Below are 26,219 nucleotides of genomic sequence, written 5' to 3'. Positions count from 1 at the left end.
CTCCCTTATGCACCCGAGTAATAATCTCTCATAACACCCGTTCCATCATAAGCCTGCTTAAATAATTTTTCCGTATCTTCATTTTTATCACGAGGAATTAGATAAGTTACCTTAAAATCAAGCTCATGTGACAACTCAACCATTGCAATACGCCCCAGTGTAGTAACCCTCCTCTCATCAAACTTAGTTGCCGGATCAAACCCCCACAAATTAAGAAAATTAACCAGCCAATTGCTAACCTTTACAATACGCATCCCACTAAATCGTTCTAGCATTTCCACGCCACCAGGCACTTCCTTCACTTCCAACTCTTCACCACGAAAAATTGAATCAATAGCCGAAGAAAAAACCAGATCATAAGGTTTCAAAGATTTCGGATCAGTTCCAATAAAAATCTCAGAAAAATAGCCATATTTTTTGTGAGAAACCATACCTTCAGCTTTATTTTTAGAGAAAAAAGCCCTCCTATAAAAATCCTTCTCCACAACAAAAGAATAATCACTTAACACATGCGAAACATCATTTGCGATAGCCTCAGCCCAATTGATTTTATTTTTCTTTTTACCTCCAAAATTTCGCACACAATTATGTGTCCAATACCCCAAACGCTCCCAATAAATCGCAATTAATAATTGAGAATTATGATCTCGGGCGTAAGCTCTTAAGGAATGCAACTGTTTGATCATTAACTCACACGACTCCTTGTTTCCCGAAACCACTTTGACATCGACCAACAATGGGAAATTAATTTTCCCAGAATCTTCCACTAACAATGAATAATCTGGAACCTGATAATCTTTCTTGTGATGACCTTCCTGCTCCTGATGCAACCCATTTATGTTCTTAATCCAAGGCATAGCCGAAAATATTGCCCTATAATTTTCCTCCGCAGTTAACCCCCTCTGTATCCTGGGAAAATTCAACCTAATACTTTCATCCTTAATTTGCCCTAGCAACTCATCAACTATAGCCTTATCCACATTAAAATTGCTTTTCAGCGCATGTAATATTTGTGCTTTCTCCATATCACTCACAACCATACCTCCATGATTTTTCCACAAGAAGAATATTAAACATAAAAACCTGAATTTTTTACTGCATGGGCCACAAAATTTAAAAATCCGGTAACTGCACAGTTCCGATTGTTTGCAGCCCTGAAGCGCCTACTTCGTCACGATCACCACATTCGCTGATCGAATCGAGGAATTGCGCAATGGTGCGTCCAACCCGACTTCGCGCTGCGCACTACAGCGCGCCCATTTTTCTCTCCGCCGCCCTGATGCTGTGCAGTCCATTGACTGCCCATGCGGACACACCAACCCAGCGTCAAGAACTGGCGGCCGCACTGCGCCAGCTCGACGCACTGGAGCGCTTCGTTGCGCAAAGCGCATCCAGAACCTCCACTGCACCAGATGAACGCTACCACTTCGACTACCCCCGACTGCTCGATGATTTAGCGCGTGTACGCACAAGCATCCAGTTCCATCTGTCGCCATCCCGCGCCCAGCCGCGCGACATCACCGAGCTGAGCAGTCACTACCGCCAGGAATCGGTATCCGAACACAGCAACGCCTCCCCAGAAGGTCAGCCATGACTGCCGCACAGATCAGCGCCTTCCAGGCAAACAGCACTATCACACCTGCAGCCATGTCCACTGTCCTGATCGGCATCGTGTTCGCTGTTCTGCTGCTATGGGGCGCATGGGCCATCCGCACCGCCTACGTCGGCTGGGCCGAGAACCAACTCAACCAGCGTCAGTTCCTCGGTGTCATCGTGCGCTTTCTCGCGATGTACCTCGTGCTGACGTTTTTCCTCCTCTCGTAACCAGAAAGGATCAACCCCATGAAATACCACCACTCTCCCACTCGCCTCGTTCAGCGCGTCGCGCTGGCTTTGAGCCTGACCACCTTGCCCTCACTGTCATTAGCACAGGGATTGCCGCAACTGGAAAACCCATCGCGAGGCACCGGTGGCGGCATTATGGAAACCATCCGCAACTACGGCTACGACATCGTCCTGTTGGTCGCGCTTCTGGTAGTAGCCAGCATGTTCATCGGTGTGTGCTATCACGCGTACGGCACCTACGCCGAGATCCACAACGGCAAGAAAACCTGGGGCCAGTTCGGCCTGACGGTTGCGGTTGGGGCCGTACTGCTGGTGATCGGCATCTGGCTGCTGACCGAAGCTACCGGCATTTTGTGAGAGGGGCTGGACATGTCAGCGCATCCTCATATCCGCGCAGACGGCACCGTCACGTTCCTGCCGCATCGGCTCAATCGGCATCCGGTGGTGGTGCGCGGTCTGACAGCCGATGAGCTGTGGATCTGCTGTGGCCTGTCCGGTAGCGCCGGGTTGCTCATCGGCATCCCGCTGTCCTGGCTACTTTCAACCATCGCTCTGGCACCGACCTGCATTGTGCTGGGCATCGCCTGCGGCGTGTTCGTTGGTGGCGGCTTCCTGCGACGACAGAAGCGCGGTCGCCCCGACACCTGGTTGTACCGCCAGTTGCAATGGCACATCACGACCCGCTATCCGCTGCTCACAGGCTGGGTCGGCGGACACCGGCTGATCACGCACTCAGGCTTCTGGTCGAATAGAAGGACAACGCGATGAGCCGATTCAAGAACGAAGTCACACATCTACAGGCACACATCAAGACCCTTCGTATCGGTGCCAGTGCATTACTTCTGGTATCACTGGTGATGGGGGCCGGTTGGTGGAGCGCACCGCGTGACCTGACCATTCACATACCGCCCGACCTTCGCTCGGGGAGCGCACGTGCCTGGTGGGAGGTGCCTCCCGAGTCGGTCTACGCTTTCACCTTCTATGTATTCCAGCAACTCAATCGCTGGCCAACCAATGGGGAAGAGGACTACGCACGCAACCTGCATGCATTGTCGCCGTACCTCACCCCAGCATGCCGTGCCTTTCTGCAGGCGGATTACGACTATCGCCGCAGTACTGGAGAACTGCGGCAGCGCGTACGCGGTGTCTACGAAATCCCAGGGCGCGGCTATGGCGACAATCCCACAGCACGGGTGCGCACAATATCCAACCGCGACTGGGTGGTGACACTCGACCTCAGCGCCGACGAGTACCACGGCCCGGAACAGGTCAAACGCGCCCTGGTGCGTTACCCGGTGAAAGTCGCACGTGCCGATGTCGATCCAGCCCGTAATCCGTTTGGCCTCGTGCTCGACTGCTATGACGGTGCTCCGCAACGCATCACAACCCCCACACCGGAGCCACCGAGTCGTGGCGGTCTGGGTACACAGGGAGAAACCCCATGAAGCACCACCCTCTCCGTCTTATCTGGCTGGGGCTGTTGACCCTGATGCTGACTCCCGTTGCCCATGCCGTGGAGATCCTGCGCTGGGAGCGACTGCCGCTTGCCGTTCCCCTTACGGTCGGACAGGAACGCATTGTGTTTGTGGATCGCAACATCCGTGTCGGCGTCCCGGCCAGCGTTGGCGATCGGCTGCGCGTGCAGAGCGCAGGGGGGGCAATTTACCTGCGAGCCAGTGAGTCCATCGAACCCACCCGATTGCAGTTGCAGGACGCTGACAGCGGCACGCTGATTCTGCTCGACATTGCAGCCTCCCCCGCCAAAGACGGTGAGCCGGCGCTTGAGCCGGTACGCATCGTTGAGGGCAATATCACGCCACCGCGCTACGGCCAGCAACGGGACAGCGAAACCGACGCCGCCATCACAGAACAGGACAGGCCGGCGCGACGTGAAACCCCCGTAGCCGTGGTACTGACGCGCTACGCAGCACAGAACCTGTACGCACCACTGCGTACCGTTGAACCTGTACCCGGCATTGTGCGCGTGAACCTGCGCCGCGACCTGCCACTCGACACCTTACTGCCGACGCTGCCTGTTCAGGCGACCGCGCTGGCATCATGGCGACTGGAAGACCAGTGGGTTACTGCCGTGCAGCTGACCCATATGGAGGGGGGCTGGATCGAACTTGACCCGCGCACACTTCAGGGCAACTTCCTCACCGCCACTTTCCAGCATCCGACGCTTGGCCCACGCGGCACCCCCGAAGACACCACCGTGCTGTATCTGGTCACCCGCAAGCATGGGCTATCACAGTCACTGCTACCCGCCATCCAACGCTTCGATCCCGCCAGGCACGTGCAAACTACGACAAACCCGACGACGGAGGTGCAGCATGCGCAGTAACGGTCTGCTGAAATGGCTGATGATCCCCGTCGCACTGCTGGTCCTGTTCGTTGGCATCCGCATGTTCTCTGGTGGCGACACACAGTCCCCTGCCTCGACAAAGACGGACAGCCAGCTCACCCCGGAGGAAATGAAGGCGCTGGGCATCGAAGGGGACACACCACGCGATACCGTCGCGACCCTGGTGGCCCAGGTCCGGCAACTGCGCACCGAGCTGCAAACCGCCACTACCGACAACCGGGCACAGCGAGAAGAGAACCAGCGTTTGCGCCAGCGCGAAAGCGCCATTGACCAGCGCATCAGCACTGCACTGGAGTCTGAGCGAACCAACCTGCGCCGCGATCAGGAACAACTCAGCAACGAGCGCCAGAAGACCGAGGGTCTGCTGGCAGATTTGCAACGGCGGCTGGACAGCATCGGCAGCGGCGGTCACAACGACCTGCCTGTCGGCCTCGGCCTGCAAGACGGGGATGCAGAAGGATTCAGCGACGAGGCCACAATCCGCTGGGTAGAGCCTGATGATGCCAGGCAGACTGAGGGTCGTCATGGCAACGCTGCGCCGAGCTTTCCGACACGTTTCGGACCCGCTCAGAAGACGCTGGAAACCACGGCCAACCCTATCACCGATGCGGGAGCCAGGGCTGCTGGCGTCAAAACTGCCAGAACCGTCTACACCGTACCGACCAATTCAACGCTGATGGGCTCTGTCGCGATGACCGCGCTGATCGGTCGCGTGCCAATCGATGGCACCGTCAATGACCCCTACCCCTTCAAGATTCTGGTCGGCTCCGACAACCTCACGGCCAACGGCATCGATATCCCTGATGTGGCAGGAGCGGTATTCAGCGGCACCGCATCCGGCGACTGGACACTCTCATGCGTCAGGGGGCAAGTTCGCTCCATCACCTTCGTTTTCCATGACGGCACCATCCGCACCATTCCGGAAGACAGCGAACGCAGTAATCAACAAAACAATGACCAGAACGGCCTGGGATGGATCAGCGATCCCTACGGCATCCCGTGCGTGTCCGGCGAGCGCCGCAGTAATGCCCAGCAATATCTCGGCACACAGGCGCTGATCACCGCTGCGGGCGCAGGCGCGGCATCACTCATCGATTCGGACAGCGGTCAGATGTCCTACGCTGGTGCCGACGGCTCCATCGGTACGGTGGGCATCAGCGGCAACGAGGCTGTGGGCCGTATTCTCGCCGGCGGTGTGCGCGACATGTCGGACTGGGTCAACAAGCTCTATGGACAGGCATTCGCAGCGGTCTATGTGAAACCAGGCGCACATGTCGCCGTCCACCTCGAAAAACCCCTCGCCATCGACTACGAGCCTGAAGGTCGCAAAGTCGACCATCGCACAGGAGAAAGCCATGCGCTCGAACTGGACTAAACCGCTGGCAATCATGCTATCCGTGATCGCATTGACCGGCTGCGCCACGAACAAAGAAGACCTGTTACCCCATGGCGGCCAAACCATGCAGGAGATCTGGCAGCAAGAAAGCAGCAATGGTGGCCGAGTGGGACAGATGGCCTATCGACAACTGCTCGATGCCCTTCAGAGCTTGCGCCGTCCACTCAGCCATGCGGATGTACGAGCGGCCCCGGCAGAACAGGCACACTACACGCGTACCGCCGCCAATGAAGTACGCAGCCAGTTTCAGCGACTGCCCAACCCCGACCTGCTGATGTACGTGCTCCCGCATCTGGCGGGGACGGACCCGGTTCCTGTACCGGGTTACACGACCATCTTCCCCCTCTACCAGCGTGTGCAGTACGCGATGCCGGGCGAACGTACGGAGGATTACTGATGGTCTGGTCGCTTCCCTGGCGCAAGCCCACGGTGCCAACCAAAGACGAACAGCCGGACGGCTGGCAACGCCACACCGATGCATTGCATCACGCTGGCATTCCCGAACCCGGTGCCGCAGTGAGGGGGAACCGCCCCGCCACGCAGGCGGATGAGCAGGCCTTGTACGAGGTTGCGCCATCGTTCGTCGCGTTGCTGCCCTGGGTCGAATACCTGCCCGAATCGCAAAGTATGCTGTTGGAAGATGGTATCTCGGTTGCCGCATTCTTCGAGCTGACCCCGCTGGGCACAGAAGGCCGCGAGCCAGCCTGGCTGGCTCAGGCACGGGATGCGCTGGAGAACGCGCTGCAGGACAGCTTCGACGAGTTCGACGACAACCCCTGGGTACTGCAACTCTACGCTCAGGACGAGACCAACTTTGACTCGTATCTGCAGACCCTGCATGGCTACATCCAGTCACGTGCGCAGCACTCACGCTTTACCGAGTTCTATCTGCATTCAATGGCCCATCACCTGCGCGCAGTAGCAAAACCGGGAGGCCTGTTCGAGGATGCCACAGTCACGCGACTGCCCTGGCGCGGACAAACACGACGGGTACGCATGGTGGTCTATCGCCGCACCACTGGCAGCACAGCCCGACGCGGCCAGACGCCAGAGCAGGCTTTGAATGTGGTTTGTGATCGCCTGAGCGGTGGTCTGGCCAACGCCGGCATCCGCACCCAGCGCCTGAACGCGCAGCACATCCACGACTGGCTGCTGCGCTGGTTCAACCCACAGCCCACGCTGCTGGGACCCAGCGCCGAAGATCGCGAACGTTTCTACCAGTTAACCGCCTACCCGGACACTCACGACGCCGATGGAATCGAGCTGGCCTCCGGGCGAGATTTCAGTCAGAGACTGTTCTTCGGCCAGCCACGCTCAGATGCGACCCGGGGCGTGTGGCACTTTGATGGGATGCCGCATCGGGTGATGATGACCGACCGCCTGCGCACACCACCCAACGTGGGTCACATGACGGGCGAGAATCGCAAGGGAGACGCCATCAACACCCTGTTCGACCAGATGCCGGAAGACACAATGATGTGCCTGACACTGGTTGCCACACCGCAGGATGTACTCGAAGCACATCTGAATCATCTGGCAAAGAAAGCCGTTGGCGAGACGCTAGCGTCCGAACAAACCCTGGCAGACGTGCAAGAGGCACGCTCGCTGATCGGCAGCTCTCACAAGCTGTACCGCGCCAGCCTGGCGTTCTATTTGCGTGGCCGGAATGAAACGGAACTCGACAGCCGGGGCCTTCAACTGGCAAACGTGATGCTGGGCGCAGGCCTGCAACCGGTGCGCGAAGAGGGTGAAGTCGCCCCGCTCAACACCTATCTGCGCTGGCTGCCGTGTATGTACAACCCAGCCCAAGACCGCAAACAGTGGTACACGCAATTGATGTTCGCCCAGCATGTGGCCAACCTCTCGCCAACCTGGGGACGTAGCCAGGGTACAGGCCATCCAGGCATCACCGTCTTCAATCGTGGAGGCGGCCTGATCACGTTCGACCCCTTCAACCGCCTGGATCGGCAGATGAACGCGCACCTTTTCCTGTTCGGCCCCACAGGTTCGGGCAAAAGCGCCACCCTCAACAACCTGCTCAATCAAGTCACCGCCATCTATCGTCCACGCATCTTCATTGTGGAGGCCGGCAACTCCTTCGGTCTGTACTGCGAATTCGCCCGGCGCTTAGGCCTGACCGTCAACCGGATCAAACTCGCTCCCGGATCTGGCGTGAGTCTCGCACCGTTCGCCGATGCCCGCAGACTCATCGAAACACCCAGCGATGTACAGACACTTGATGCCGATGAGCTGGATAATGATGAACAGCAGAACAAGGAAGCCGAGGCTGACGAACAGCGCGATGTGCTGGGCGAACTGGAGATCACGGCACGCCTGATGATCACGGGGGGTGAGGACAAGGAAGAAGCCCGCATGACCCGGGCTGACCGCTCGTTGATCCGCCAATGCATTCTGGACGCGGCTCAGCGCTGCGTCACTGCCAACCGTACCGTGCTGACCCGTGATGTACGCGATGCACTGCGCGAGCGAGGTCATGACACCACGCTGCCGGAAATCCGGCGCGTTCGCCTACTGGAGATGGCCGACGCGATGGATATGTTTTGCCAGGGCAGCGATGGAGAAATGTTTGACCGTGACGGAACGCCCTGGCCCGAGGCCGACATCACCCTAGTCGACCTGGCGACCTATGCACGCGAAGGCTACAACGCACAACTGTCGATCGCCTATATCTCGCTTATCAACACCGTCAACAACATCGCCGAGCGCGACCAATTCCTGGGACGCCCCATCCTCAACGTCACGGATGAAGGCCATATCATCACCAAAAACCCCTTGCTCTCGCCCTACGTCGTGAAGGTCACGAAAATGTGGCGCAAGTTGGGGGCGTGGTTTTGGCTCGCGACACAGAACATCGACGACCTGCCGAAGGCCGCAGAACCCATGCTCAACATGATCGAATGGTGGATTTGCCTGTCGATGCCACCCGACGAGGTGGAAAAAATCGCCAGGTTCAGGGAGCTGACACCCGCGCAGAAGGCGCTGATGCTGTCCGCACGCAAAGAGTCTGGCAAGTTCACCGAAGGCGTCATCCTCTCCAAGAACCTGGAACTGCTCTTCCGTGCCGTACCGCCCAGCCTCTATCTCGCCCTGGCGCAGACCGAGCCCGAGGAAAAAGCCGAACGCTACCAACTGATGCAGCAGTTCGGCATTGGCGAGTTGGATGCCGCACTCAAAGTGGCCGAAACGATTGACCATGCGCGTGGCATCACGCCCATGGCGCAAAGGTAATCAGCGGGGCTGATTGATCTGCTGTTCCAGGCGGGTCAGTCGTTCCACAATGTCATCAAACGGCAGGATCTCACCATAGAACATCTGGGCGTTCAGCATCGCCTGATAATCCTGTCTCAACGCATCAAGCAGCGCGGCATCTGGGATCAGTCGCAGTTCCCCTGTCAGACAGCGCTCGTAATGGCTGAAGCCGCTGCGAAAGAAGGTTTCCTTGATATTCAGCACATCCCGCAACAGCGCGACATCTTCCAAAGCCTGGCGACCGATATCATGGTCAGCAAGCCGCGCCAGATCGTACCAATGCCGCGACAGCCGCTCAGCGCTATCACGCAGTTCCGGGCGGTTGCATTCAACATGAATGAGCGTTGCCTTCTCCCAAAAGGTACGCATCGGCGACAGTACGGCAACTTCCGCCGTTGGGAATACCAATTCCGGCACATCGCTGGCAATGTCCGGCACGATGGTCAACACATCCTTGGGAAAGGTCGCATTTCTGCCGCCGAACTCAATCAACACGCTGGGCCGCAGATAGGGATCAGTGTTCTCCACTGCACTGGGGTAATAGAGCCTGATTTCTTCTGCATTATCACTGATTTCAATCGTGATTTCGTGATTTGGAAGAACCCGTAGCAATGCCTCACGTAGTGCCGGCACCAGTTCCCCGGTGACATGCGCAGCCAAGGTATCCCTGAGCGTGTCAGACAGTTTGCGCTGCTGGCTCCTGGAAAGCGTGGCCAGCTCGGGCACATCCGGCACCAGGCTTTGATAATCAATGGTGACATCAATATCTTCGGAGAAACGCTCGATAGCCTGGTAGACCTTCGACAGAGACGTCCCTCCTTTGAAGGCCATCGGCTTGCAGCAAGGTAACGCAAAAAGTACGCCCAGTATCTGGCACAACCAGATGTCTTTTTCCAAAATTTCAGCGCGACGCCCCAGCCTTGGTGCCAGACCATTCAGCAATTCGGCCTGCTCAACTGACGGCAAATCAAAATAGGATACAACTGACTTATCAGACATACTTTTCCTCGCTGCGTTCATAGCCACTCAATGCGTCCAGCATCCATGCAGGCATCGACGCCTTGGCAGAACACAGTGCCTGAAATTCAGTCGGAGCCAACTTTTGTGCAATACGCCGAAATGTGCCGGACGTGACCTGATGACGCCCCAGATACCAGAGCGCCGACAGCGCCTGACCGGCGGGTCGGCCAGCCAATACCAGCTTGCGCGATGCGACATGCTGTAAACGGACAGTCATTTTTCCTAACCGGATCGCCCGTGACGAACCACTGGTGTAGAACACGGATTGCGCTGGCATCTGCGTGGAGAAGCCGAAACGCCGTGCAGCCTCGGCACCATGGATCTCAATCGTCGCACCTTCCGCTTCAGCCAATGTCTGCGCGACCTGCTCAGGTGCGGGCAACGCTTTGATGCCAAAGCGACCAACCTTGGGCACGACGTACAGCCCATGGCCTATACGCTCAATACTGCCTGCCTTGGTAAGCCGCATCAACGTCTGATCAATAGCCGCACGCGACCCCATCCCGGCAAAGATCGCGGGCGTGAAAGGCTCTCCGACTACCAGGGTGGAGATACGTTCTCGAATAGCTTGGGCTGTGCTCATAGCGGCCTCCTTTTGTTAGATATTCTATAAAAAAATCTAACACACCACAAGAAGCGCAAGACCAGCCCATAGCAGATTCATCCAAAAACCGGAGCTCACCGCTTCCCGATTGTTTGTCGTTTCCTGACGCAGATTGGAGTGGACTACCGCCATGATCAATTTCGTGGTGCTCCGATATGCTGTCTCCTGCTATCACTTCTCCCCTCTGGCGGCATACGATTGCCGCTGGCTTTCTCATTGTGTTGCTGGCTTCGCCCGCACAGGCCACAGAGGTACTGGCCGTCACTGACACCCGGCACCCGATGCAAAACCTGGGCAATACCCGGCTCATCGAACTGGATCGCCCCTCCCTCATCGAAGCCGAGCTGGCCGCCAACCTCCCCCAAGACCCCGCCCGCGCCGCCATCATCGTGCAACAACGCCTGAGAGAAGGCGGCACAGCCCTGCAGCAACGCATCAACGAAGCCTATCAGGACGTTGTCGATGCCTGGAGTCTGGGCATCACCACCCTGCCCGCCGTTATCGTTGATCAACGGTATGTGGTTTATGGCGAACCCGACATCGCCAGAGCGGTTGAACTCATCAACACGCACAGGAGAACTCAGCCATGAAACGCTCACGCCACCTGCGCACCAGTATTGCCACCGTTTTGCTTACGGCTGCCAGTTCGTCGTTCGCCCTCAATACCGCCACCATCGTCGCCTCATCGCTATCCCCGGATTGCCTGGAATACCGGGTCACCGGCATCTGCTACTGGCTGCTTTGCACCAAGTTCGGCTGTTCGGTACGCACCTCCGTCAAAGTCAGGCACTACGTTCCCGACGCCGTGGTATCGAGCTATAGCAACACGGGCGACAACCCGTGGGTTGAAGTGCGCGCCATGAGTATGCCCAACACCACGGCGCAGAGCGGTGGTGACGGCACCGGCAACCATGGCAACGAGAACAATCTATCCAGTTTCCGCAACGCAGACGTGATCGGCCACCCTGGCGGCCAGGCATTCAGTCAGTTTGCCTCGTCATCAGGCTACATCTGCGACGGTGCCGGCACCGCCTTCATGCCGTACCTGCTGAGCACACTCGATACCATCGCGTGGCGCTACAACATTCCCGAAGCGGTGTATCCCGAGGCGCTGATCCCCGGTATGCGCGAGATCGGTGCACGCACCACACTGAACCTGTGGGGCAACGTCTATCCACGTGGCGGTTTCCTGCATCAAGTGGATAGCTACAAGGCCAGCGCCGTGGTCGCCCAGCGGGCAGGCGATATCGTGACCCGCCGAGGACAACTGCACGTGTACCACCCCCTGCTCGCCAACGCACGCGACGGTTATTGGCCTGCAGGCGCACTGATGGAAAGCGATGCCTCGACCGGCAAATGGCAAGAACTGGCCCCTCGCCTGTCTGCCTCCTGCGCGGTCTTCCCGCATAAAGAACCCCTGGTTCAGGCACAGCAAGGCGATTACGTCTGGGCACTCTGGCGACCCTATAGCTGCTGCCAACGACGCGGACAGACCTTTCTTGGCAGTGTGGACTTCAACTGAGGACATGATGATGAAACGGCTCGACCCGAAAGCGTTTTCCATTCCTGCGCCACGCCTGCGGCAACCCGCACTATTGGTTGCCGTACTGGCTCTGAACTGTGGCCTGGCGCAGGCACAGAACGGAGGCTTCCAGAACAGCGGTGCCGTCATTGGCGATGAGGTGATGTACTCCATCGGCGGCGGTAACGCCGTGTCGATGAGCGGTGCGGCCGGCATGCGCTCGATTGGTGTCGGTGTGGGTTGGAACAGCAACCTGATCTGCGGCGACATGAACATCAGTACCACAATCCAGAATCAGCTCAACGGGCTGACCAACGGCTTCCAGAACATCATGAGCAACGTGATCCAGAACGCCACCAGCGCGGTCGCCTCATTGCCCGCGCTCATCATCCAGCGGGCCGACCCGGGGCTCTACAACCTGCTGACCAATGGCGTTCTGCAGGCTCGACTCGACTTTGACCGCTCCAAACTCTCCTGCCAGGCGATGGCTGAGCGCATGGCAGACACCGCAGGTGGCCAGCTCGGCTGGGACCAGATTGCCCAAGGCATGGCGCTGCGTCAGGCGGTCTCCAGCACCGATGCCGTCTCGGCTATTGAACAGGCTGAAAAAAACCGGGGCAACGACGGGGTGCCGTGGGTCGGTGGCAGCAATGCCGGTGGAGCCGGTCAACGGTCAATCAAGGTCGTCAGCGATGTCACCCGTGCAGGTTACAACCTGGTCAATGGTCGCAATGTGGCAGACACCTCATCCATCGACACGGCAAATTGCCAAAGCCTGTCCTGCCAGACCTGGGCATCACCACAGCAGGCCATCGACTTTGCCACCCGCGTGTTGGGCGAGCAGGAACAGCGTACCTGCGAAGGCTGCACCAAGACCGAGACCGTACCAGGCGTCGGGCTGACCCCAGTCATCCAGGACGAATACGACACCAAGCTGGAAGCCCTGCAGGCGCTGGTCAACGGAACCCGCAATACCACGTTCGAGAACCTTCGCGAAGCAGGCAGTGCCTCACTACCGATCACCCGCAGCGTCATCGAGGCACTGCGTGACGAACCTGATCAAGACATTCTGGCCCGACGCCTGGCCTCCGAAGCCGCGCTGGCATCGGTACTGGAAAAAGCCCTGCTGCTGCAACGTACGCTACTGACCGGCAGGAAAGAGCCAAACGTCGCCGCCAACCAATTGGCAGTCGCCGCCGTCGATCAGGAAAGCAACACGCTTGACCGCGAGATCCTCAATCTCAAAACCGAGCTTGAACTGCGCCGCGAACTTGCCAACAACTCGCCGATGGCCATCATCCAGCGCCACAGCGCACGTGCAGCCGGCTCACGTGGCATTTATGAAGGTGATCCCGTACCCAACCGTCTTGACCAGTTGCAGCGTCCCAGCCCCGGAGGCACGCCATGAGTCTTGCCTGGCTGCGCTCACACCGTCTGCTCAGTTGGCGTACCGCCAGAGTCCTCCTGTGGACGGTGCTATTGCTGGTCATCACCGTCACAGCCAACGTCCTGGGCATCTACTTTGCTGGCAGCATCGCTGGCTGGGAACACTGGCTGGCTGATGCTGCCAGCTATTTCCTGTTGTGGCGCGTGTGCCTGTACGGTGCCACCGTTTATGGCTGGCTGTGGATGCGCCGCCGCCTGCTCCTGCGCGATACCAGCCCCGATGCCCGGCGCAGGCTCATTCGTGCCGAAGTTTCCGGTATCGCCGCACTGCTGGTACTGGAATTCAGCCTGTTAGTGCAGGACGTATAGGGGATATGACCATGACGCTTTTCACCACCGATTATCTGGAGTATTACCTGACCCTGGTGAGCTGGGTCGTCCACAACGGCATTTGGGCGGTATTGGTTTCCAGCGGCGTGTTCGTCCTCCCCTTCGTGGCCATCATCATCGACGAATGGCTGAGATCCCGTACCGAGGGTGCTGACGAAGGCAACAAGGGCGTCCTGTCTTCAATGCGCATTGAAAACCGGGTATGGGTAGCGATAGTGGTGGTGATGTTCGCCGGTATTCCGTTCATTGATGTTGACCTCAACACAATCAGGTACGATCAGGCGCGTTCGGCACAGTGCCAGATCAGCGAGCCACAGCCCGAAGACACAGGCTGGTCACAATCCTTCAGCACCCTCAACAACCAGAGTGCAAAAGTGCCAGTATGGTGGGCCTTCATGCATGCGCTCTCACGCGCGATCACTGGAGCATCAGTGGCGGCTATCCCATGCGGCACCGACCTGCGACAAATGCGGATGGAGATCAATGCCACCCGTATTGACGATCCCGTACTGGCTCAGGAGGTCGCAGACTTTACCCACGACTGCTACGGCCCTGCACGCGCCAAACTGTTCATGAATCGTCCTGATCTTGATGAAGCACAAATGCACGACGTGACCTGGATCGGCTCGACCTATTTTGTCAGCACCGGGGGCTTCTACGACACCTACCGCGCCAAGACACCACGTGAGGGCTGGGCTTATGACAGCACTCGTGACGCCGGACTGGCTCAGGTGCCAAGCGGGGCGGGCTACCCCAGTTGCCGCCAGTGGTGGAGCGATGGTGGCAACGGCTTGCGTGCGCGCCTGCTGGCACAGGTCGACCCCAGCCTACTTAGTCGCATCGCCAACTGGGCAGGATTCATCAGCCGTGCAGAGGTGGATGACTCAGTCATCAGGGCGCTTGCTTCCCCCCGCCAGCAGAAACTCAACCAAGGCAGTGTCTACACCGATTATGGCGGTCAAATCGACAAAACCTTACCGAATATCGTCACACGTGCTGCAGGCGACATCGGCATGACCATTGGAGGGATCGCCGCATTCCCGGCATTGGACGTCGTGCGCCAGGCACTGCCGATGGTGCTTGCACTACTGAAGATGGCACTGGTGATCTGTATCCCTCTGGTACTCCTGGTAGGCACCTATGACCTGAAGACCGTTGTCATGCTCAGCATCGTGCAGTTTGCGCTGTTCTTTGTGGATTTCTGGTTCCAGCTCGCACGCTGGCTCGACAGTACGATCCTCGATGCACTTTACGGATGGGGATGGGGTTGGAATCGGCCACACAACAATGTTGATCCGCTTATGGGCATGAACAATACCTTCGGCGACATGTTGCTGAACTTCGTTATGGGAACCATGTTTCTGGTTCTTCCAACTTTCTGGATTGCAGCTTTGGGATGGGCTGGTGTAAAGGCGGGGGCAATTGCACAGAATCTAGGAACCAGCAGTAAAGGTGCAAAAGACAGCACAGCATCAGGCGTAAACAAAGCGATGCACTGATGGCTCAAAGCTTTTACGGACGGCCATCAATCATCGTACGGATCATTGGGGTCATGGGGATCAATTCGATGACCATCCGATGAGTACAACCCAAATCCAGCCTCACCATGACGTAACTCCATGCTTGGCTGCAAATCGTCATGCTCTCTGTTGCCACGGCTCTGTGCAACAAGCAAGAGACCTATCAGCAAAAGGGCCAACCAGAACGCCACATAAAGCAATAGTCCCAGAAGAGCCAGTTTGGCAATCCACAACAGGGCAAACGCTCCCTTAACGGGCATCCCCTGATCGACAAACCAACTCGATATCTGTTGCTCACAACGCACATAGCCACGCCAGCCTCTGCCGAGCCAACGGCCAAAGCGTTCTGCAATACTGTTATGGCTCGTGCTATTCATGGTCATCATTTTCCTGCGTTACCCGCTTGTACCGGAAGTCCACCTTACAGCGATTGATACACGATGTTGTTACGGAAATCGCCTTATCTACTTATCTTAGAGCAGAAATACCATACATCAAATATCCAACTGTCGAAGATCGCCTATCCCGCTTATTGCTCTGAACAGCACATAAACTAATCGGGAACAAAATGTGTACCAATCACCACCCTTCTGGAAACGTTTGTGCCGGCTTATATTCACATCGCATCCGCATAAATTGCTGGGGAACATTTACCGAGGCCTCAAAGAACGTGGCAAAGTCAAAGTCTTCCAGTTGATATGGAGCCACCAGTACTGCGTCCTGAGCATTCCCAAGAAAAATCACTGGCCGATCCACTGGAATATTGGCACATTGATGCGATTTATTAAAATCCAGCGCATGAGCCAACAGATAGACTTTTTCAGATACCCGATTATCGCTTAATTGAGCACTGGACCATAACCATCCATGATAAAGAAGGACGGATGAAACAAACACGCAAAGAGCGGGGTAAAGAAATGGCAAATCTGAATCTCCGCCATTAAACTTATTTTTGACCCAAGCCCCCAGAAGTAAAAAATTAAACAAAAACATAGCTATAGCCGCAACAATTATAAACGGCAAAAGCAATTTGAATACCATAAGGCCGGTTGTAAACAACAGGGTAATAGGTAAAGCCGACGCATCAACATGAAACACATCATTGACATAGATACCTGCCTGACCACGTGCATAGATCACCAGCCCCGACAGTACAATTGATAGCAACACCTTCGTGACAGTAAAACGCCACAGAGAACTCACCAGAGACAACCGTTCCAGAGATACACCAACAAAAATGGCGCACAAGGCAACGCCCCATAACCGGAATGACAGGGTATGTTCTCGAACCCAATCGATATCACTTCCCGCTGAGCGGAAAATCGCCAGCATTACTCCAATGAAACCAATTACACCAAGCGCCACTTCAAGATTTTGCTGTGATTTTTCTTGTTCACATTGGCGTGTAAACTTCCATTTCACTAAATCGTTATAAATACCCCTCACATAATATTTCAAGGAGCGATTTGTTTGCCGTGACAGATCTAATTCTGAACCCGTCAACTCCTGCCTGATACTGCTGATATCGCGTTCAATGTCGTTCTTCATTTTTACTTCCAGCCAACTCTACCAAATCGTTATTCGCCTGAAGAAAGTTACGCTACCTCTGCAGGCCGAAAGAATTACATAATGATATTTTCACCTGCAATATCAATCCTTCATAGCATTATCCATTCCCAACACAAAAAGAACTCCCCCCTGCCGCATTGATACTCGATGGCACTGACAAACAACGCTATATCAAAAGGCACCAACAAGGGTAAAACCCATAAAAGGCAATGGAATGGGGTCAAGGGGAAAGGCCCTACCCAGAAAAGGAAAAGGCCCGTTTACCCCGCACTTGAGGCATCACAATGTTTACTCTGTTCCAGCGAAAAAAGCCCACGCCACCCCAGCCAGATCCTGTCATGCCAGAAAAAGGGCTGCACCAGCCAAAACCCGTGGCGTCCTTGCTGACCACACCTCGTCGGCAAAAACTGCTGGAGCATATCTGGCAGCGCACCTCACTCTCTCGCAAGCAATTCACTACACTTTACCGCAGGCCTCTGGAGCGCTACGCAGAGCTGGTACAGTTGTTTCCCGCCTCTGAAACGCATCATCATGCTTACCATGGCGGCATGCTCGATCACGGACTTGAGATCGTCGCCTTTGCATTGAAACTGCGACAGTCCCACCTGCTGCCGGCAGGCGCACCTCCGGAAGATCAAGCTGCTCAATCAGAAGCCTGGACTGCGGCCATCGCTTATGCAGCCCTGCTCCACGACATCGGCAAGATTGCCGTTGATCTGCATATCGAGCATGAGGATGGCAGCCTCTGGCACCCCTGGCATGGGCCGCTGACACAACCCTACCGCTTTCGTTACCGGGATGACCGTGAATATCGCCTTCATGGCGCTGCCACAGGCTTGCTCTACCGGCAAATACTCGATAACCACATCCTCGACTGGCTCAGCAGCTACCCTGCCCTCTGGACTTCGCTGCTGTATGTGCTCGCCGGCCAATACGAACACGCCGGTATGCTGGGCGAACTCGTCATCCAGGCCGATCGAGCTTCGGTGGCGCAGGAACTGGGCGGAAATCCCAACCGCGTCATCCTGGCGGCCCCCAAACAGGCGCTACAGCGCAAGCTACTCGACGGGTTGCGTTACCTGCTCAAAGAGGAATTGAAAATCAACCAGCCCCAGGCCTCGGATGGCTGGCTGACAGAGGACACACTGTGGCTGGTCAGCAAGACCGTCTCTGACAAACTGCGTGCCCATCTGCTGTCACAGGGGATCGAAGGCATTCCATCCAATAACACGGCTGTGTTCAACGTGTTGCAGGAGCATGGCGTACTGCAGCCTACACTGGATGGCAAGGCCATCTGGAAAGCCACCATCAGCAGCGCATCCGGCTGGTCTCACAGCTTCACGCTATTGAAGCTTTCTCCGGCATTGATCTGGGAAGCGTCCGAACGTCCAGATCCTTTCACAGGAACGGTAACGATCGATATCAGTTCCATCGATAGCAGCGACGTGATGCCTCCCGTCTCTGAGCCCGCCGTATCTGCCTCTCCCGTTCCCCCCGTTCTTGCAACAGCGCAGTCCCCCACGGCACCACACGATGTCATGGAAGACATGCTCGCAATGCTGATGCCAGCCGAAGCGCCCAGCACTGCACCGTCTGCCAGTGCATCCAGCGCTACACAACCCGCATCCTCGCCACCTGATGACACGGATGACCCCGTACCGACACAGGCCTCGGATACGCCATCCCAACCCGAACCAGCCAAACCGCTTTCGAGCGAACACTTCATGGTCTGGCTGAGGGATGGTGTTCAATCACGCAAACTCATCATCAACGACGCCAAAGCGATGGTGCATACCGTGGACGATACGGTCTATCTTGTCAGTCCTGGGATTTTCCAGCGCTATGCGCAGGAGCACCCGACAATTGCCACCCAGGCAAAACAAGAGGGATTACAGGATTGGCAGTGGATTCAAAAGCGCTTCGAGAAGCAGCAGGTGCATCGCAAACAGCCCTGCGGGCTGAACATCTGGACATGCCAGGTGACCGGGCCAAGAAAGACTCGGCGGTTGCACGGTTACTTACTCACAGAGCCGTCGAGCATCTTCTCGGAGCAACCGCCCAATAATCCATACCTAACGCTTCTGGAGAACAAGTCAGCTTAATCATGCAATCCAGCACAACGCTGCACATATCATCGTCAATACCTGATCCCCTGCCTGAGACATTTACGATTGAACGTACGCTTGGGTATATTCAGACTATCTGCGGCAGCCTGACGATCGCCACCGAACTGCCGTAGCCTCGCTTTCAGGATAGCGGCTTCCCGTACATGCACTGCGAGGCGTAAATCCGCAATGTGCTGAAAATCCTCTCCCTGATCCCGTTCACTTGTCAGCCGTTTCTGCGCCTCGGGCGGCAGTGACTGCATGGTGATCTGCTGGTCGGATAAGGTGTGAGCACAAGCAACTTCCAGCAGGTTGCGCAGTTCCCGCACGTTACCAGGAAAACCGTACTGCATTAACTGACGCAGGAATGACGGCTCCAGCGGCACGGATGCTTTCCGATCCCGTCGGCAACAGAGTGCGATGAAGTGACGACACAACAGCGGAATATCCTCTGCACGTTCGCGCAGTGGCGCGACATGCAATACACACTGACATAGCCTGTGGTACAGATCCTGGCGGAACGCACCGTCCGATATGCGCTTTTTCAGCGAGTGATGCGTAGCAGCAATCAGCCGGAAATCTGAATGCACTTCCTGCGCTGCGCCAAGAGGACGAAAACACCGGGTCTCCAACACCCGTAATAACTTGGCCTGCATGGCAAGCGGCATATCCCCGACCTCATCCAGAAACAGCGTACCGCCATTGGCCTGCGCCACCAGACCAACCTTGTCGCTCAGGGCATCTGAAAACGCCCCTTTCTGGTAACCGAACAACTCGCTTTCGATCAGACTCTCGGGGATCGCGGCACAGTTAATTGCCACAAAGGGCGCATCTCCCCTGATCGAACATTGGTGCAGCAGGCGAGCCACCACATCCTTGCCTGTACCGGTTTCGCCCAGAATCAGCACCGACAACGTATGCTCAGCCGCTTGTCCGATCTTCTGTTGCAGCACCCTCATGCATGGCGACTGACCGATCAGCACATCCTGCATGCGTTTTATCAACGCCTGATGGCGCGCCTCATCCCGAGCGCGTTTGACAGAAGCGCTAAGCATTGACTGCTGATGCAACCCTCCCGATCGCTGGCGCAAAAGCACCATCTGATTACAGAATATCTGAACCAGTTTTTTGCCTTCTCCACTATCGTGCCATTGTTGTAAACGCTCTGGTGTATCCAGCAGCGCCAGTGTTCCCAGCACCGTGCCGCTATCCGATAACACCGGTATGGCATACAGCCCACACTCTGTCCCCAACCCTGACAGCATCTGCTGAAAAGCCAGATGCTCAATCCGCGCACCACCATTCAACGATGACCAGACGTGTGCCTTGTTCTCATGCAGGGCATAGGCCAATGGGTGACTGAAATCATCTACATCAAGTGCCATCACAACGGGTTCACCTGCCACCCGACCTTGACACAAGAGTTGCCTGCCGCTGCTATCAGCTAACCCCAGTATCGCTCCCTGAGGTCGCCAATAGGATGCCACCATGGACAAAAGCCAGCCACACAACTCATCCTCAGTGTTCTGACTTATCAGCGTCGACGTTAGGCCAAGCGATAATATCCGATTGAGTTTTTTATCGCTTTCTGCACCATGTTTTTCACATCGCGATTTTCTGCACATCGACATCTCCACCTCCTTACCATATCAATCCCCCCTTACTTTTACACATGAAATAGATTATTCATCCAAAAACACATATTCACGATATTTAATTTTAAAAAACAAAAATCCAACAACAATCAAAAAATTTCCTTTTAATAAAAAGGAAAAATTTAAAAAATTATATTAATTTATTTTTACACAAAAAATCACAACACATCACTATGCTGTTTGAACAAAGAAAAACCCAGCATCATTATCGTCAGATATACATTTATTAATAAAAATATATCCCACAGCATCAGACAACCCCAGCGCACCACCGTCTTTAGAAGGAATGTCGGAAGAATAAATTTGGCCAATAAATCTATATTCAGATAATAGCTTCTCACAACCATTCAAACCATTCGGCAACTTATTTGAAAAAAATGAAAAAGCAGGGAAAGCATCATCCTGAAGCTCATAAGATTTTAAACAAAAACTTTTTTTTCCATCACCCTCACAATCCTTTAAAAAAGGTTCATCAGTAAACAAAATCCTAGTAAAACCTTTTCTTATGTAATCAAATTCAACCGAATCACCAAAGTAAACCACATCATCTAAAAAATATCTATCATCCGAATAGGTAGAGAAAACGGATGTAAATTTCCCATTCGGAAGTCCGAACTCACCAAATCTTTCATTAAAAACATTATTATCAATCGTTAATAATAACTTCAAATTTTCCCCAAGCGGATTCTTAGGCCAATTTTCACCTAAAGCCCCCCCACCAAGAAAAACTCCCGAATCATTGCCATTCTGATCTTGAAATAGTTTATAAACTGTTCTCATATTCACCTCACTTTTTCTTACACTTACTAATTTTCGAATAAAAACTTTCAGATTTTTTTCTCAAAATTTCCACCTGACCCACAGGAACTCCTGCACGTCTCATGGCTTCAGTCGTAATATCTAACTCACCCTTAATAGTTGAAGAAAATTGGTTTGGCCCCAGACCATTTTCAGCCCTCACAATAGTTTCGTGATGATGAACGCCACCAATACCACGTGTATCTTTTAAGGGGCCTCTAGTATGGTGATCGAGATCTAATGCTATAGAAGGATTACCACTTAACCGAGTATCTCCCGCAAGACCTACTTGTTTTAAAAACTCATGCCTAATAAGCTCATGAGCCTGTAAAGCATCACCAACATGCCCAGAACCATTAAGACTTCCATATGTCCCGATATCAAATAAGCTTGCAAGTCCAAGGGGATCTATCCAGACAATAGGATTTGGCACATATCCGTAGTTATTATCCCCACCTAAAATACTGATTGGGTCAGGCGAGATATAACAACCACCTCTCGGATCATAATAGCGGAACCTGTTATAGCATAAGCTACTTTCAGCGTCACGGTATTGCCCGGCAAAGGCCAGCCCCGGATCGAGATTTTCAGTATTATCTGTATAGCGCTGACCCCATAAGTTGGTGCGCGGAGCCTGCCAACGAAGTTCACCTTGCGGATTGAAGACAGCTTGCGGTTCACCATTATGGCCGCTTGTCACAAAGTCCGTTTCCCAACTACCGTCCGTATTCTGGCGCTGCTGCACCACCAGTTCCCAGCCGTTATGCACCCAATGGCGTCGGTGAACCCGCTCGCCGTCACGGTGGTGGCGTACTTCGGCTATCTGGTCGCCGTCCCACAGGTAGCGGATGTCTTCATGGGTTTGGTCGCAACGCTTGCCGATACGCCGCCCGAACGGGTCGTAGCGGTAGAACCAGCGCTCACCCACTGGCGTATCCACAACTCTAAGCTGGTTACGGCTATCCCAACGGTAGTGCCACACCTGCGGCCGATAGCCCGGCTGTACCACCTGTTTGCGTATCAGCCTTCCGGCTTTGTCGTACTGGTAGTGGGTGTTGTCCTGTTGGGTCAGTCGTCCGGCTTGCCATTCGGTCAGGCGGGTGGCGTCCTGTGGTAAGCCGCTGCGGGTGTAGCGGTATTGCTCTTCGGTTTCGACGGTGCGCCCCGCGCTGCCGCTCAGTACCGACAGTACCCGTCCGCTGGCATCGAGTTGATAGCCTGCCGCTTCGCGATTGCGCCGGGTGCCGGTCAGGTTGCCTGCGCCGTCGTAGAGGTATTCACGGGTCTGCACAGGCTGCAGGCGGCCGTCCACCGTCTGGCCGCTCATTTCCCGCGTCAGCCAGCCCATGGCGTCGTATTCGCGATGCTGCATAAAGCCAGCATGACTTTGGCGGGAAGACTCACGGCCTACGCCATCGTGAACCAGCGTCAGCTCCGCGCCATCCGGCAACTGCACCTGACGCAGTTCACCTGTGGCGCGGTAGCGGAAGGTGCTGGTCAGTGCCGCACTGTCTTCTTCGCCTTCCCAGTGCAGGCTACGGGACACGGTGTGCGACTGTCCCTGGTATTGGCGTCGGATTTCCGTTCCGCTGTTCCGCTCCTGCACCACCCGGTCACGCTCGTCATACTCAAGCTGGATATGACTGCTGGAGGATGTCACTTCGATCAACCTGCCTGCCGCATCGTAGCGGTGGTGCAAGGTATCGTCCGGCGCGGTTTCCTGAATCAGCAGTCCACGCCCGTCGTACAGAAAGTGGCGAGTTTCTCCTTCACCATTGCGGATACTGATGCAGTGGCCGTCTTCGTCATAGCTGTAGTGGGTTTCCGTCCCCGCCATGTCCCGCTCGCGGATAACCCGCGCATCGGCGTCCAGCCACCACTGCCAGCGGTTGCCATCGGGTGCGGTGACACCAATCAGTTGCTGGCTTTCTTTGTCGTACTCGTATTGCCAGGTGCGGCCTTCGGCGTCAGTGCGTGAGGTCAGCAGGTCGAACGCGCCATAGGTTTGAGCCCATACCGCGCCGTTGCCGTCCGTGTAGTGCAGCAGGTTGTTGTGTTTGTCGTACTGGCGCTGCTCTTGCTTGTCGTCCGGGCGTATCAGCTGCTCCGGCAGTTTCCAGCTGGCACGGCGGTAACCGAGGCGATACGTTGCCCCATCTGGACGTGTCCAGCTTGTGAGTCGGTCTTGCTGGTCATAGCGCAGTTGCTGGGTGCGGGATTCCGCATCAGTGGCACTCATCAGGCGCTGGCGGTGGTCATAAAACAGACTGGCCTGCGTCCGGCCTTGTTCGTCGCTCACCTCGGTCAGCAGGCCGTAGCGGTTCCACGCAAACCGGACTTCGCTGGCGTCCGGCCCGGTCAGGCTCAGCGGATTGCCCTTGCTGTCGTACTGCCATGCCCAACTTCGGCCCAATGGGTCGGTGATGCCGGTCAGCCGCTCGTAATGGTCATAGTCGTAGTGCCACTGGTGGCCGCTGCCGTCGGTAAAGGTGCTGACTAGCCCGCTGTTGTCCAGATAGGCAAATTCCACGACCCGCCCTGCCGGAGAGATTTCCCGCAGCAGGTTGCCTACGTCGTCATATTCATAATGGGTGACATGGCCAAGTGGGGATTTTTCCCAAGCCATCAGGTACAGATCATTGAAGCCGTATTCATGACGCTGACCCAGCCCGTCGGTCATCACCACGCGGTCAGCCAGATACTCGAAATTGGCCGTCAGGTAGCCGTCAGCACAGGTGGTGTAAATGCAGCGGCCCTGGTGGTCATACTCATAACGCGCCCAGGTCTTGTCGTTGTCGTGCCAGCGGATCAGGCGGTTGTGATTGTCGTAGTCATAGAACAGGTGGTAGGCGTGTGAGGCATCGGCCTCGACCAGTCTGCCTTGTCCATCCTGCCGGTATTCCGCCAGCAGCGTTTTTTGCCCAGTGTCGATACGCTGTATCTGGCGCAGGAATTCCCCCTGCCATACCAGCAGCAACTCGATGCCGTCGCTGTGTCTGATCTTGCGCAGGTAGCCCTTGGGATCGCGCAGAAAGTTGATTCGGTTGTGGTGGTTGTCGGTAATGGATGACAGCAGCAGTTGGTCGCCCTGCTTGACGGTAAAGGCACGCCAGGTCTGGCTGTCGCGGTGCCACAGGTGAAAGCCGTTATGGCGTTTGACCAGTTTGAATTCGGGGTATTCGGCGCAGTACACCACCGTTGTGCCAATCCCGAAGGTGAAGTCGATGTCGTAGCCCTGCGCCAGGGTAAGCGTCACATGGACGTCCCCCTGGTCGGTGCGACCAACGGTGGCCACCTCACTCCAGCTATCGTGCCAACCATGACCCAGCAAGCCGGTGTGTGGGCTACCAGAACGGTAGGTGCGCTCGAACAGCAGCGGAACGGTCTGGCCCAGCTCCAGATCGAGGCGTTTTTCAATGACCTCGCCACTGGCGATATAGACGGGGTCTTTCAGGAAGCCGCGAATGGACTCGGTGACACGCGCCAGTCCTTTGCTTTCTTTAAAGCCGTTTTTGGCGCACTGCACGGCGCTACGGAGCCCTTCCAGAGCATGTGCTGCGCCCGCTTTCATGCCCCGCAGCACCGCCATCGGCCCTTTGGTAAACAGTTTGCCCAATCCCCGGAACAGACCGCGACTGGGGGGCATAAGGAATTCCACCGCGAGTATCAGCGCTTTCTCCCAGCCACTGAACTCGTCCTCGACCTTGAGTGGCGATTCTTGGCCTGAACCAAAGAACACCGTTGATGCCCCTTCCTTGATGGTGGCCCCACATACGGTTTTGTCATCTACACGTGCTGCGTGGTAGCCCTCGACAAATACCGTGGCACTGCCCTGGGCAATCAGTTGCGGGCCATTGTGTTTGTCGCACAGCACCGAATCTATTTCAGCACGGGAGACTGGATTACCCTCTGCAAAGACTTTCTTCGAACCACCGTCGACCACACCCGACGCCGGCATGATGCTGTCTACCATGGCAGAGGTTTTTCTGCTGACATCGGAGATCAAATCCCCCAAAGCGAATACGGCCCCGAATCCGAGCGCCAATTTGGCTGCACCCACAACCAGCGCCAGCCCCGCTCCACCTGTTACCCCGGTTAACAACACCAGACCGGCAACGACAGCAGATGCAGCGGCAAACGCGGCCGCTGCAACCACAGCACCTGCCAGAGCGCCAAGCAATGCCCCCGCCAGGCTACTGTGCTTGATAGCCTTGCCTGGTGAGGTCGGCGGTTTACCATGCCCCGGTTCAGGTAACGTGGGTGACAGTTTGGGGCGGTTACCCGCATGCATTGCTCCTACTCGCGCGATGCGGGAAAGAATTTCCTCACGCATGGCTACCTGCCTTATCCTCCGGTGTGGCAGGTGGCTTAGATGCTTTGAAGGTCTCAACCACCGCCAACAGGCTGGCTTTGTTCTCATCACTGAGCACATCGGCTGCGGTGATGGTGAACGTCAGCAGCAGGTTGCCACGCACCTGCATCACGACGACCTGATGCATCGGGCCTTCCGGTGACTGCCAGGTGTACTCCAGCGCTCGTGCAGGTTCCCCAGCCAGCGTCAGCGTCCAGGTCAGTGTTTCTTTATAATCATTGAGGTGGGCGGAAAACTGCTCCAGCGTTTTCTCATAAACCGTTTCCGGTGTCTGACCTGGTTCTGTCAGCGTGCGGTTGACTACCAGATTCGCTGTTTCATTCGGCAGTACAAAAACGTGCAGGGACTCATCACGCCACTGCGCTGGAATAGCCAGTGTGCCTTCATTCATCTGATACATGT

The 26,219-nt window shown here is 55.8% G+C and carries 24 protein-coding genes; 15 read left to right on the top strand and 9 right to left on the bottom strand.

Annotated elements, in window-relative coordinates; all coding sequences use genetic code 11:
* Window positions 1-5: 5 nt before the first annotated feature.
* Complete coding sequence (locus tag CLR69_RS14960) at window positions 6-1,034, bottom strand: hypothetical protein (RefSeq protein WP_129712325.1); 1,029 nt, start codon at window positions 1,032-1,034, stop codon at window positions 6-8.
* 179 nt (window positions 1,035-1,213) lie between these two features.
* Here CLR69_RS14960 and CLR69_RS14955 point away from each other — a divergent pair, with 179 nt between their 5' ends.
* The 9 genes from CLR69_RS14955 to CLR69_RS14915 are packed head-to-tail and all read left to right on the top strand — an operon-like array spanning window position 1,214 to window position 8,855.
* Window positions 1,214-1,594, top strand: a complete 381-nt coding sequence (locus tag CLR69_RS14955; protein ID WP_129712326.1) for an integrative conjugative element protein, RAQPRD family — start codon at window positions 1,214-1,216, stop codon at window positions 1,592-1,594.
* The gene (locus CLR69_RS14950) at window positions 1,591-1,824 is read left to right on the top strand and encodes a TIGR03758 family integrating conjugative element protein (protein WP_025920323.1); all 234 of its coding nucleotides are present in this window, start codon (window positions 1,591-1,593) and stop codon (window positions 1,822-1,824) included. The genes CLR69_RS14955 and CLR69_RS14950 overlap by 4 nt, the downstream gene beginning before the upstream one ends.
* Window positions 1,825-1,842: 18 nt before the next feature.
* A complete protein-coding gene (locus CLR69_RS14945; RefSeq protein WP_129712327.1) occupies window positions 1,843-2,202 on the top strand; it encodes a TIGR03745 family integrating conjugative element membrane protein in 360 nt (119 codons plus the stop codon).
* Between the two features lie 12 nt (window positions 2,203-2,214).
* Window positions 2,215-2,613, top strand: coding sequence for a TIGR03750 family conjugal transfer protein (locus CLR69_RS14940; RefSeq protein WP_129712328.1), 399 nt, complete (start codon window positions 2,215-2,217; stop codon window positions 2,611-2,613).
* Window positions 2,610-3,290 (top strand): PFL_4703 family integrating conjugative element protein, encoded by a 681-nt coding sequence (locus CLR69_RS14935; protein WP_129712329.1) that lies wholly within the window; start codon window positions 2,610-2,612, stop codon window positions 3,288-3,290. Before CLR69_RS14940 ends, CLR69_RS14935 begins: the two co-directional genes overlap by 4 nt.
* On the top strand, window positions 3,287-4,189 hold the full coding sequence (locus tag CLR69_RS14930) for a TIGR03749 family integrating conjugative element protein (RefSeq protein ID WP_129712330.1): 903 nt from the start codon (window positions 3,287-3,289) through the stop codon (window positions 4,187-4,189). Before CLR69_RS14935 ends, CLR69_RS14930 begins: the two co-directional genes overlap by 4 nt.
* A complete protein-coding gene (locus CLR69_RS14925) occupies window positions 4,179-5,585 on the top strand; it encodes a TIGR03752 family integrating conjugative element protein (RefSeq protein WP_129712331.1) in 1,407 nt (468 codons plus the stop codon). Before CLR69_RS14930 ends, CLR69_RS14925 begins: the two co-directional genes overlap by 11 nt.
* Entirely contained in the window at window positions 5,566-6,003 is a 438-nt protein-coding gene (locus tag CLR69_RS14920; protein WP_129712332.1) for a TIGR03751 family conjugal transfer lipoprotein, read from the top strand. Before CLR69_RS14925 ends, CLR69_RS14920 begins: the two co-directional genes overlap by 20 nt.
* On the top strand, window positions 6,003-8,855 hold the full coding sequence (locus CLR69_RS14915; RefSeq protein WP_129712333.1) for a conjugative transfer ATPase: 2,853 nt from the start codon (window positions 6,003-6,005) through the stop codon (window positions 8,853-8,855). Before CLR69_RS14920 ends, CLR69_RS14915 begins: the two co-directional genes overlap by 1 nt.
* On the opposite strand, the gene CLR69_RS14910 is transcribed toward CLR69_RS14915, so the two are convergent.
* Together CLR69_RS14910 and CLR69_RS14905 are read right to left on the bottom strand one after the other, a co-directional pair.
* Entirely contained in the window at window positions 8,856-9,875 is a 1,020-nt protein-coding gene (locus CLR69_RS14910; RefSeq protein WP_129712334.1) for a nucleotidyl transferase AbiEii/AbiGii toxin family protein, read from the bottom strand.
* Window positions 9,868-10,479, bottom strand: a complete 612-nt coding sequence (locus CLR69_RS14905) for a DUF6088 family protein (RefSeq protein WP_129712335.1) — start codon at window positions 10,477-10,479, stop codon at window positions 9,868-9,870. The genes CLR69_RS14910 and CLR69_RS14905 overlap by 8 nt, the downstream gene beginning before the upstream one ends.
* 176 nt (window positions 10,480-10,655) lie before the next feature.
* On the opposite strand from CLR69_RS14905, the gene CLR69_RS14900 reads away from it, so the two are divergent.
* The 5 genes from CLR69_RS14900 to CLR69_RS14880 are packed head-to-tail and all read left to right on the top strand — an operon-like array spanning window position 10,656 to window position 15,297.
* Window positions 10,656-11,090 carry a TIGR03757 family integrating conjugative element protein gene (locus CLR69_RS14900; RefSeq protein WP_129712336.1) on the top strand — a complete coding sequence of 145 codons (435 nt, stop codon included), beginning with the start codon at window positions 10,656-10,658 and terminating at the stop codon, window positions 11,088-11,090.
* Entirely contained in the window at window positions 11,087-12,022 is a 936-nt protein-coding gene (locus tag CLR69_RS14895; RefSeq protein WP_129712337.1) for a TIGR03756 family integrating conjugative element protein, read from the top strand. The genes CLR69_RS14900 and CLR69_RS14895 overlap by 4 nt, the downstream gene beginning before the upstream one ends.
* Window positions 12,023-12,026: 4 nt before the next feature.
* Window positions 12,027-13,430 (top strand): integrating conjugative element protein, encoded by a 1,404-nt coding sequence (locus tag CLR69_RS14890; protein WP_433919140.1) that lies wholly within the window; start codon window positions 12,027-12,029, stop codon window positions 13,428-13,430.
* Complete coding sequence (locus tag CLR69_RS14885) at window positions 13,427-13,777, top strand: hypothetical protein (RefSeq protein ID WP_129712341.1); 351 nt, start codon at window positions 13,427-13,429, stop codon at window positions 13,775-13,777. The genes CLR69_RS14890 and CLR69_RS14885 overlap by 4 nt, the downstream gene beginning before the upstream one ends.
* A gap of 11 nt (window positions 13,778-13,788) precedes the next feature.
* Window positions 13,789-15,297, top strand: a complete 1,509-nt coding sequence (locus CLR69_RS14880) for a conjugal transfer protein TraG N-terminal domain-containing protein (RefSeq protein ID WP_129712343.1) — start codon at window positions 13,789-13,791, stop codon at window positions 15,295-15,297.
* Between the two features lie 26 nt (window positions 15,298-15,323).
* Here CLR69_RS14880 and CLR69_RS14875 read toward each other — a convergent pair whose 3' ends face one another.
* Both CLR69_RS14875 and CLR69_RS14870 read right to left on the bottom strand, forming a co-directional pair.
* Window positions 15,324-15,695 (bottom strand): DUF3742 family protein, encoded by a 372-nt coding sequence (locus CLR69_RS14875; RefSeq protein WP_044203077.1) that lies wholly within the window; start codon window positions 15,693-15,695, stop codon window positions 15,324-15,326.
* 202 nt (window positions 15,696-15,897) lie between these two features.
* A complete protein-coding gene (locus tag CLR69_RS14870) occupies window positions 15,898-16,866 on the bottom strand; it encodes a hypothetical protein (RefSeq protein ID WP_129712344.1) in 969 nt (322 codons plus the stop codon).
* A 305-nt stretch (window positions 16,867-17,171) separates the two neighbouring features.
* On the opposite strand from CLR69_RS14870, the gene mobH reads away from it, so the two are divergent.
* Complete coding sequence (gene mobH, locus CLR69_RS14865; protein WP_129712346.1) at window positions 17,172-18,989, top strand: MobH family relaxase; 1,818 nt, start codon at window positions 17,172-17,174, stop codon at window positions 18,987-18,989.
* Window positions 18,990-19,024: 35 nt separating this feature from the next.
* Here mobH and CLR69_RS14860 read toward each other — a convergent pair whose 3' ends face one another.
* The 4 genes from CLR69_RS14860 to CLR69_RS14845 all read right to left on the bottom strand — a co-directional run bounded on the left by CLR69_RS14860 (window position 19,025) and on the right by CLR69_RS14845 (window position 26,217).
* Window positions 19,025-20,623 (bottom strand): sigma-54 interaction domain-containing protein, encoded by a 1,599-nt coding sequence (locus CLR69_RS14860; RefSeq protein WP_129712347.1) that lies wholly within the window; start codon window positions 20,621-20,623, stop codon window positions 19,025-19,027.
* A gap of 195 nt (window positions 20,624-20,818) precedes the next feature.
* Window positions 20,819-21,427, bottom strand: a complete 609-nt coding sequence (locus tag CLR69_RS14855) for a hypothetical protein (RefSeq protein ID WP_129712349.1) — start codon at window positions 21,425-21,427, stop codon at window positions 20,819-20,821.
* A gap of 7 nt (window positions 21,428-21,434) precedes the next feature.
* A complete protein-coding gene (locus tag CLR69_RS14850; RefSeq protein ID WP_242451644.1) occupies window positions 21,435-25,778 on the bottom strand; it encodes an RHS repeat-associated core domain-containing protein in 4,344 nt (1,447 codons plus the stop codon).
* On the bottom strand, window positions 25,771-26,217 hold the full coding sequence (locus CLR69_RS14845) for a DUF1795 domain-containing protein (RefSeq protein WP_129707092.1): 447 nt from the start codon (window positions 26,215-26,217) through the stop codon (window positions 25,771-25,773). The genes CLR69_RS14850 and CLR69_RS14845 overlap by 8 nt, the downstream gene beginning before the upstream one ends.
* Window positions 26,218-26,219: the final 2 nt, after the last annotated feature.

The organism is Pectobacterium zantedeschiae (genome assembly GCF_004137795.1).
GTDB classification, from domain to species: Bacteria; Pseudomonadota; Gammaproteobacteria; order Enterobacterales; family Enterobacteriaceae; genus Pectobacterium; species Pectobacterium zantedeschiae.
Note: the sequence above shows the minus strand (reverse complement) of the source record. Positions and strands in the feature narration are given on the sequence as shown.

Bases quoted from the DNA above. Each gene is read 5' to 3' on its own strand.
- CLR69_RS14955 (WP_129712326.1), top strand. From the start codon at position 1,214: ATGGTGCGTCCAACCCGACTTCGCGCTGCGCACTACAGCGCGCCCATT.
- CLR69_RS14950 (WP_025920323.1), top strand. From the start codon at position 1,591: ATGACTGCCGCACAGATCAGCGCCTTCCAGGCAAACAGCACTATCACA.
- CLR69_RS14945 (WP_129712327.1), top strand. From the start codon at position 1,843: ATGAAATACCACCACTCTCCCACTCGCCTCGTTCAGCGCGTCGCGCTG.
- CLR69_RS14940 (WP_129712328.1), top strand. From the start codon at position 2,215: ATGTCAGCGCATCCTCATATCCGCGCAGACGGCACCGTCACGTTCCTG.
- CLR69_RS14935 (WP_129712329.1), top strand. From the start codon at position 2,610: ATGAGCCGATTCAAGAACGAAGTCACACATCTACAGGCACACATCAAG.
- CLR69_RS14930 (WP_129712330.1), top strand. From the start codon at position 3,287: ATGAAGCACCACCCTCTCCGTCTTATCTGGCTGGGGCTGTTGACCCTG.
- CLR69_RS14925 (WP_129712331.1), top strand. From the start codon at position 4,179: ATGCGCAGTAACGGTCTGCTGAAATGGCTGATGATCCCCGTCGCACTG.
- CLR69_RS14920 (WP_129712332.1), top strand. From the start codon at position 5,566: ATGCGCTCGAACTGGACTAAACCGCTGGCAATCATGCTATCCGTGATC.
- CLR69_RS14915 (WP_129712333.1), top strand. From the start codon at position 6,003: ATGGTCTGGTCGCTTCCCTGGCGCAAGCCCACGGTGCCAACCAAAGAC.
- CLR69_RS14910 (WP_129712334.1), bottom strand. From the start codon at position 9,875: ATGTCTGATAAGTCAGTTGTATCCTATTTTGATTTGCCGTCAGTTGAG.
- CLR69_RS14905 (WP_129712335.1), bottom strand. From the start codon at position 10,479: ATGAGCACAGCCCAAGCTATTCGAGAACGTATCTCCACCCTGGTAGTC.
- CLR69_RS14900 (WP_129712336.1), top strand. From the start codon at position 10,656: ATGCTGTCTCCTGCTATCACTTCTCCCCTCTGGCGGCATACGATTGCC.
- CLR69_RS14895 (WP_129712337.1), top strand. From the start codon at position 11,087: ATGAAACGCTCACGCCACCTGCGCACCAGTATTGCCACCGTTTTGCTT.
- CLR69_RS14890 (WP_433919140.1), top strand. From the start codon at position 12,027: ATGATGATGAAACGGCTCGACCCGAAAGCGTTTTCCATTCCTGCGCCA.
- CLR69_RS14885 (WP_129712341.1), top strand. From the start codon at position 13,427: ATGAGTCTTGCCTGGCTGCGCTCACACCGTCTGCTCAGTTGGCGTACC.
- CLR69_RS14880 (WP_129712343.1), top strand. From the start codon at position 13,789: ATGACGCTTTTCACCACCGATTATCTGGAGTATTACCTGACCCTGGTG.
- CLR69_RS14875 (WP_044203077.1), bottom strand. From the start codon at position 15,695: ATGAATAGCACGAGCCATAACAGTATTGCAGAACGCTTTGGCCGTTGG.
- CLR69_RS14870 (WP_129712344.1), bottom strand. From the start codon at position 16,866: ATGAAGAACGACATTGAACGCGATATCAGCAGTATCAGGCAGGAGTTG.
- mobH (WP_129712346.1), top strand. From the start codon at position 17,172: ATGTTTACTCTGTTCCAGCGAAAAAAGCCCACGCCACCCCAGCCAGAT.
- CLR69_RS14860 (WP_129712347.1), bottom strand. From the start codon at position 20,623: ATGTCGATGTGCAGAAAATCGCGATGTGAAAAACATGGTGCAGAAAGC.
- CLR69_RS14855 (WP_129712349.1), bottom strand. From the start codon at position 21,427: ATGAGAACAGTTTATAAACTATTTCAAGATCAGAATGGCAATGATTCG.
- CLR69_RS14850 (WP_242451644.1), bottom strand. From the start codon at position 25,778: ATGCGTGAGGAAATTCTTTCCCGCATCGCGCGAGTAGGAGCAATGCAT.
- CLR69_RS14845 (WP_129707092.1), bottom strand. From the start codon at position 26,217: ATGTATCAGATGAATGAAGGCACACTGGCTATTCCAGCGCAGTGGCGT.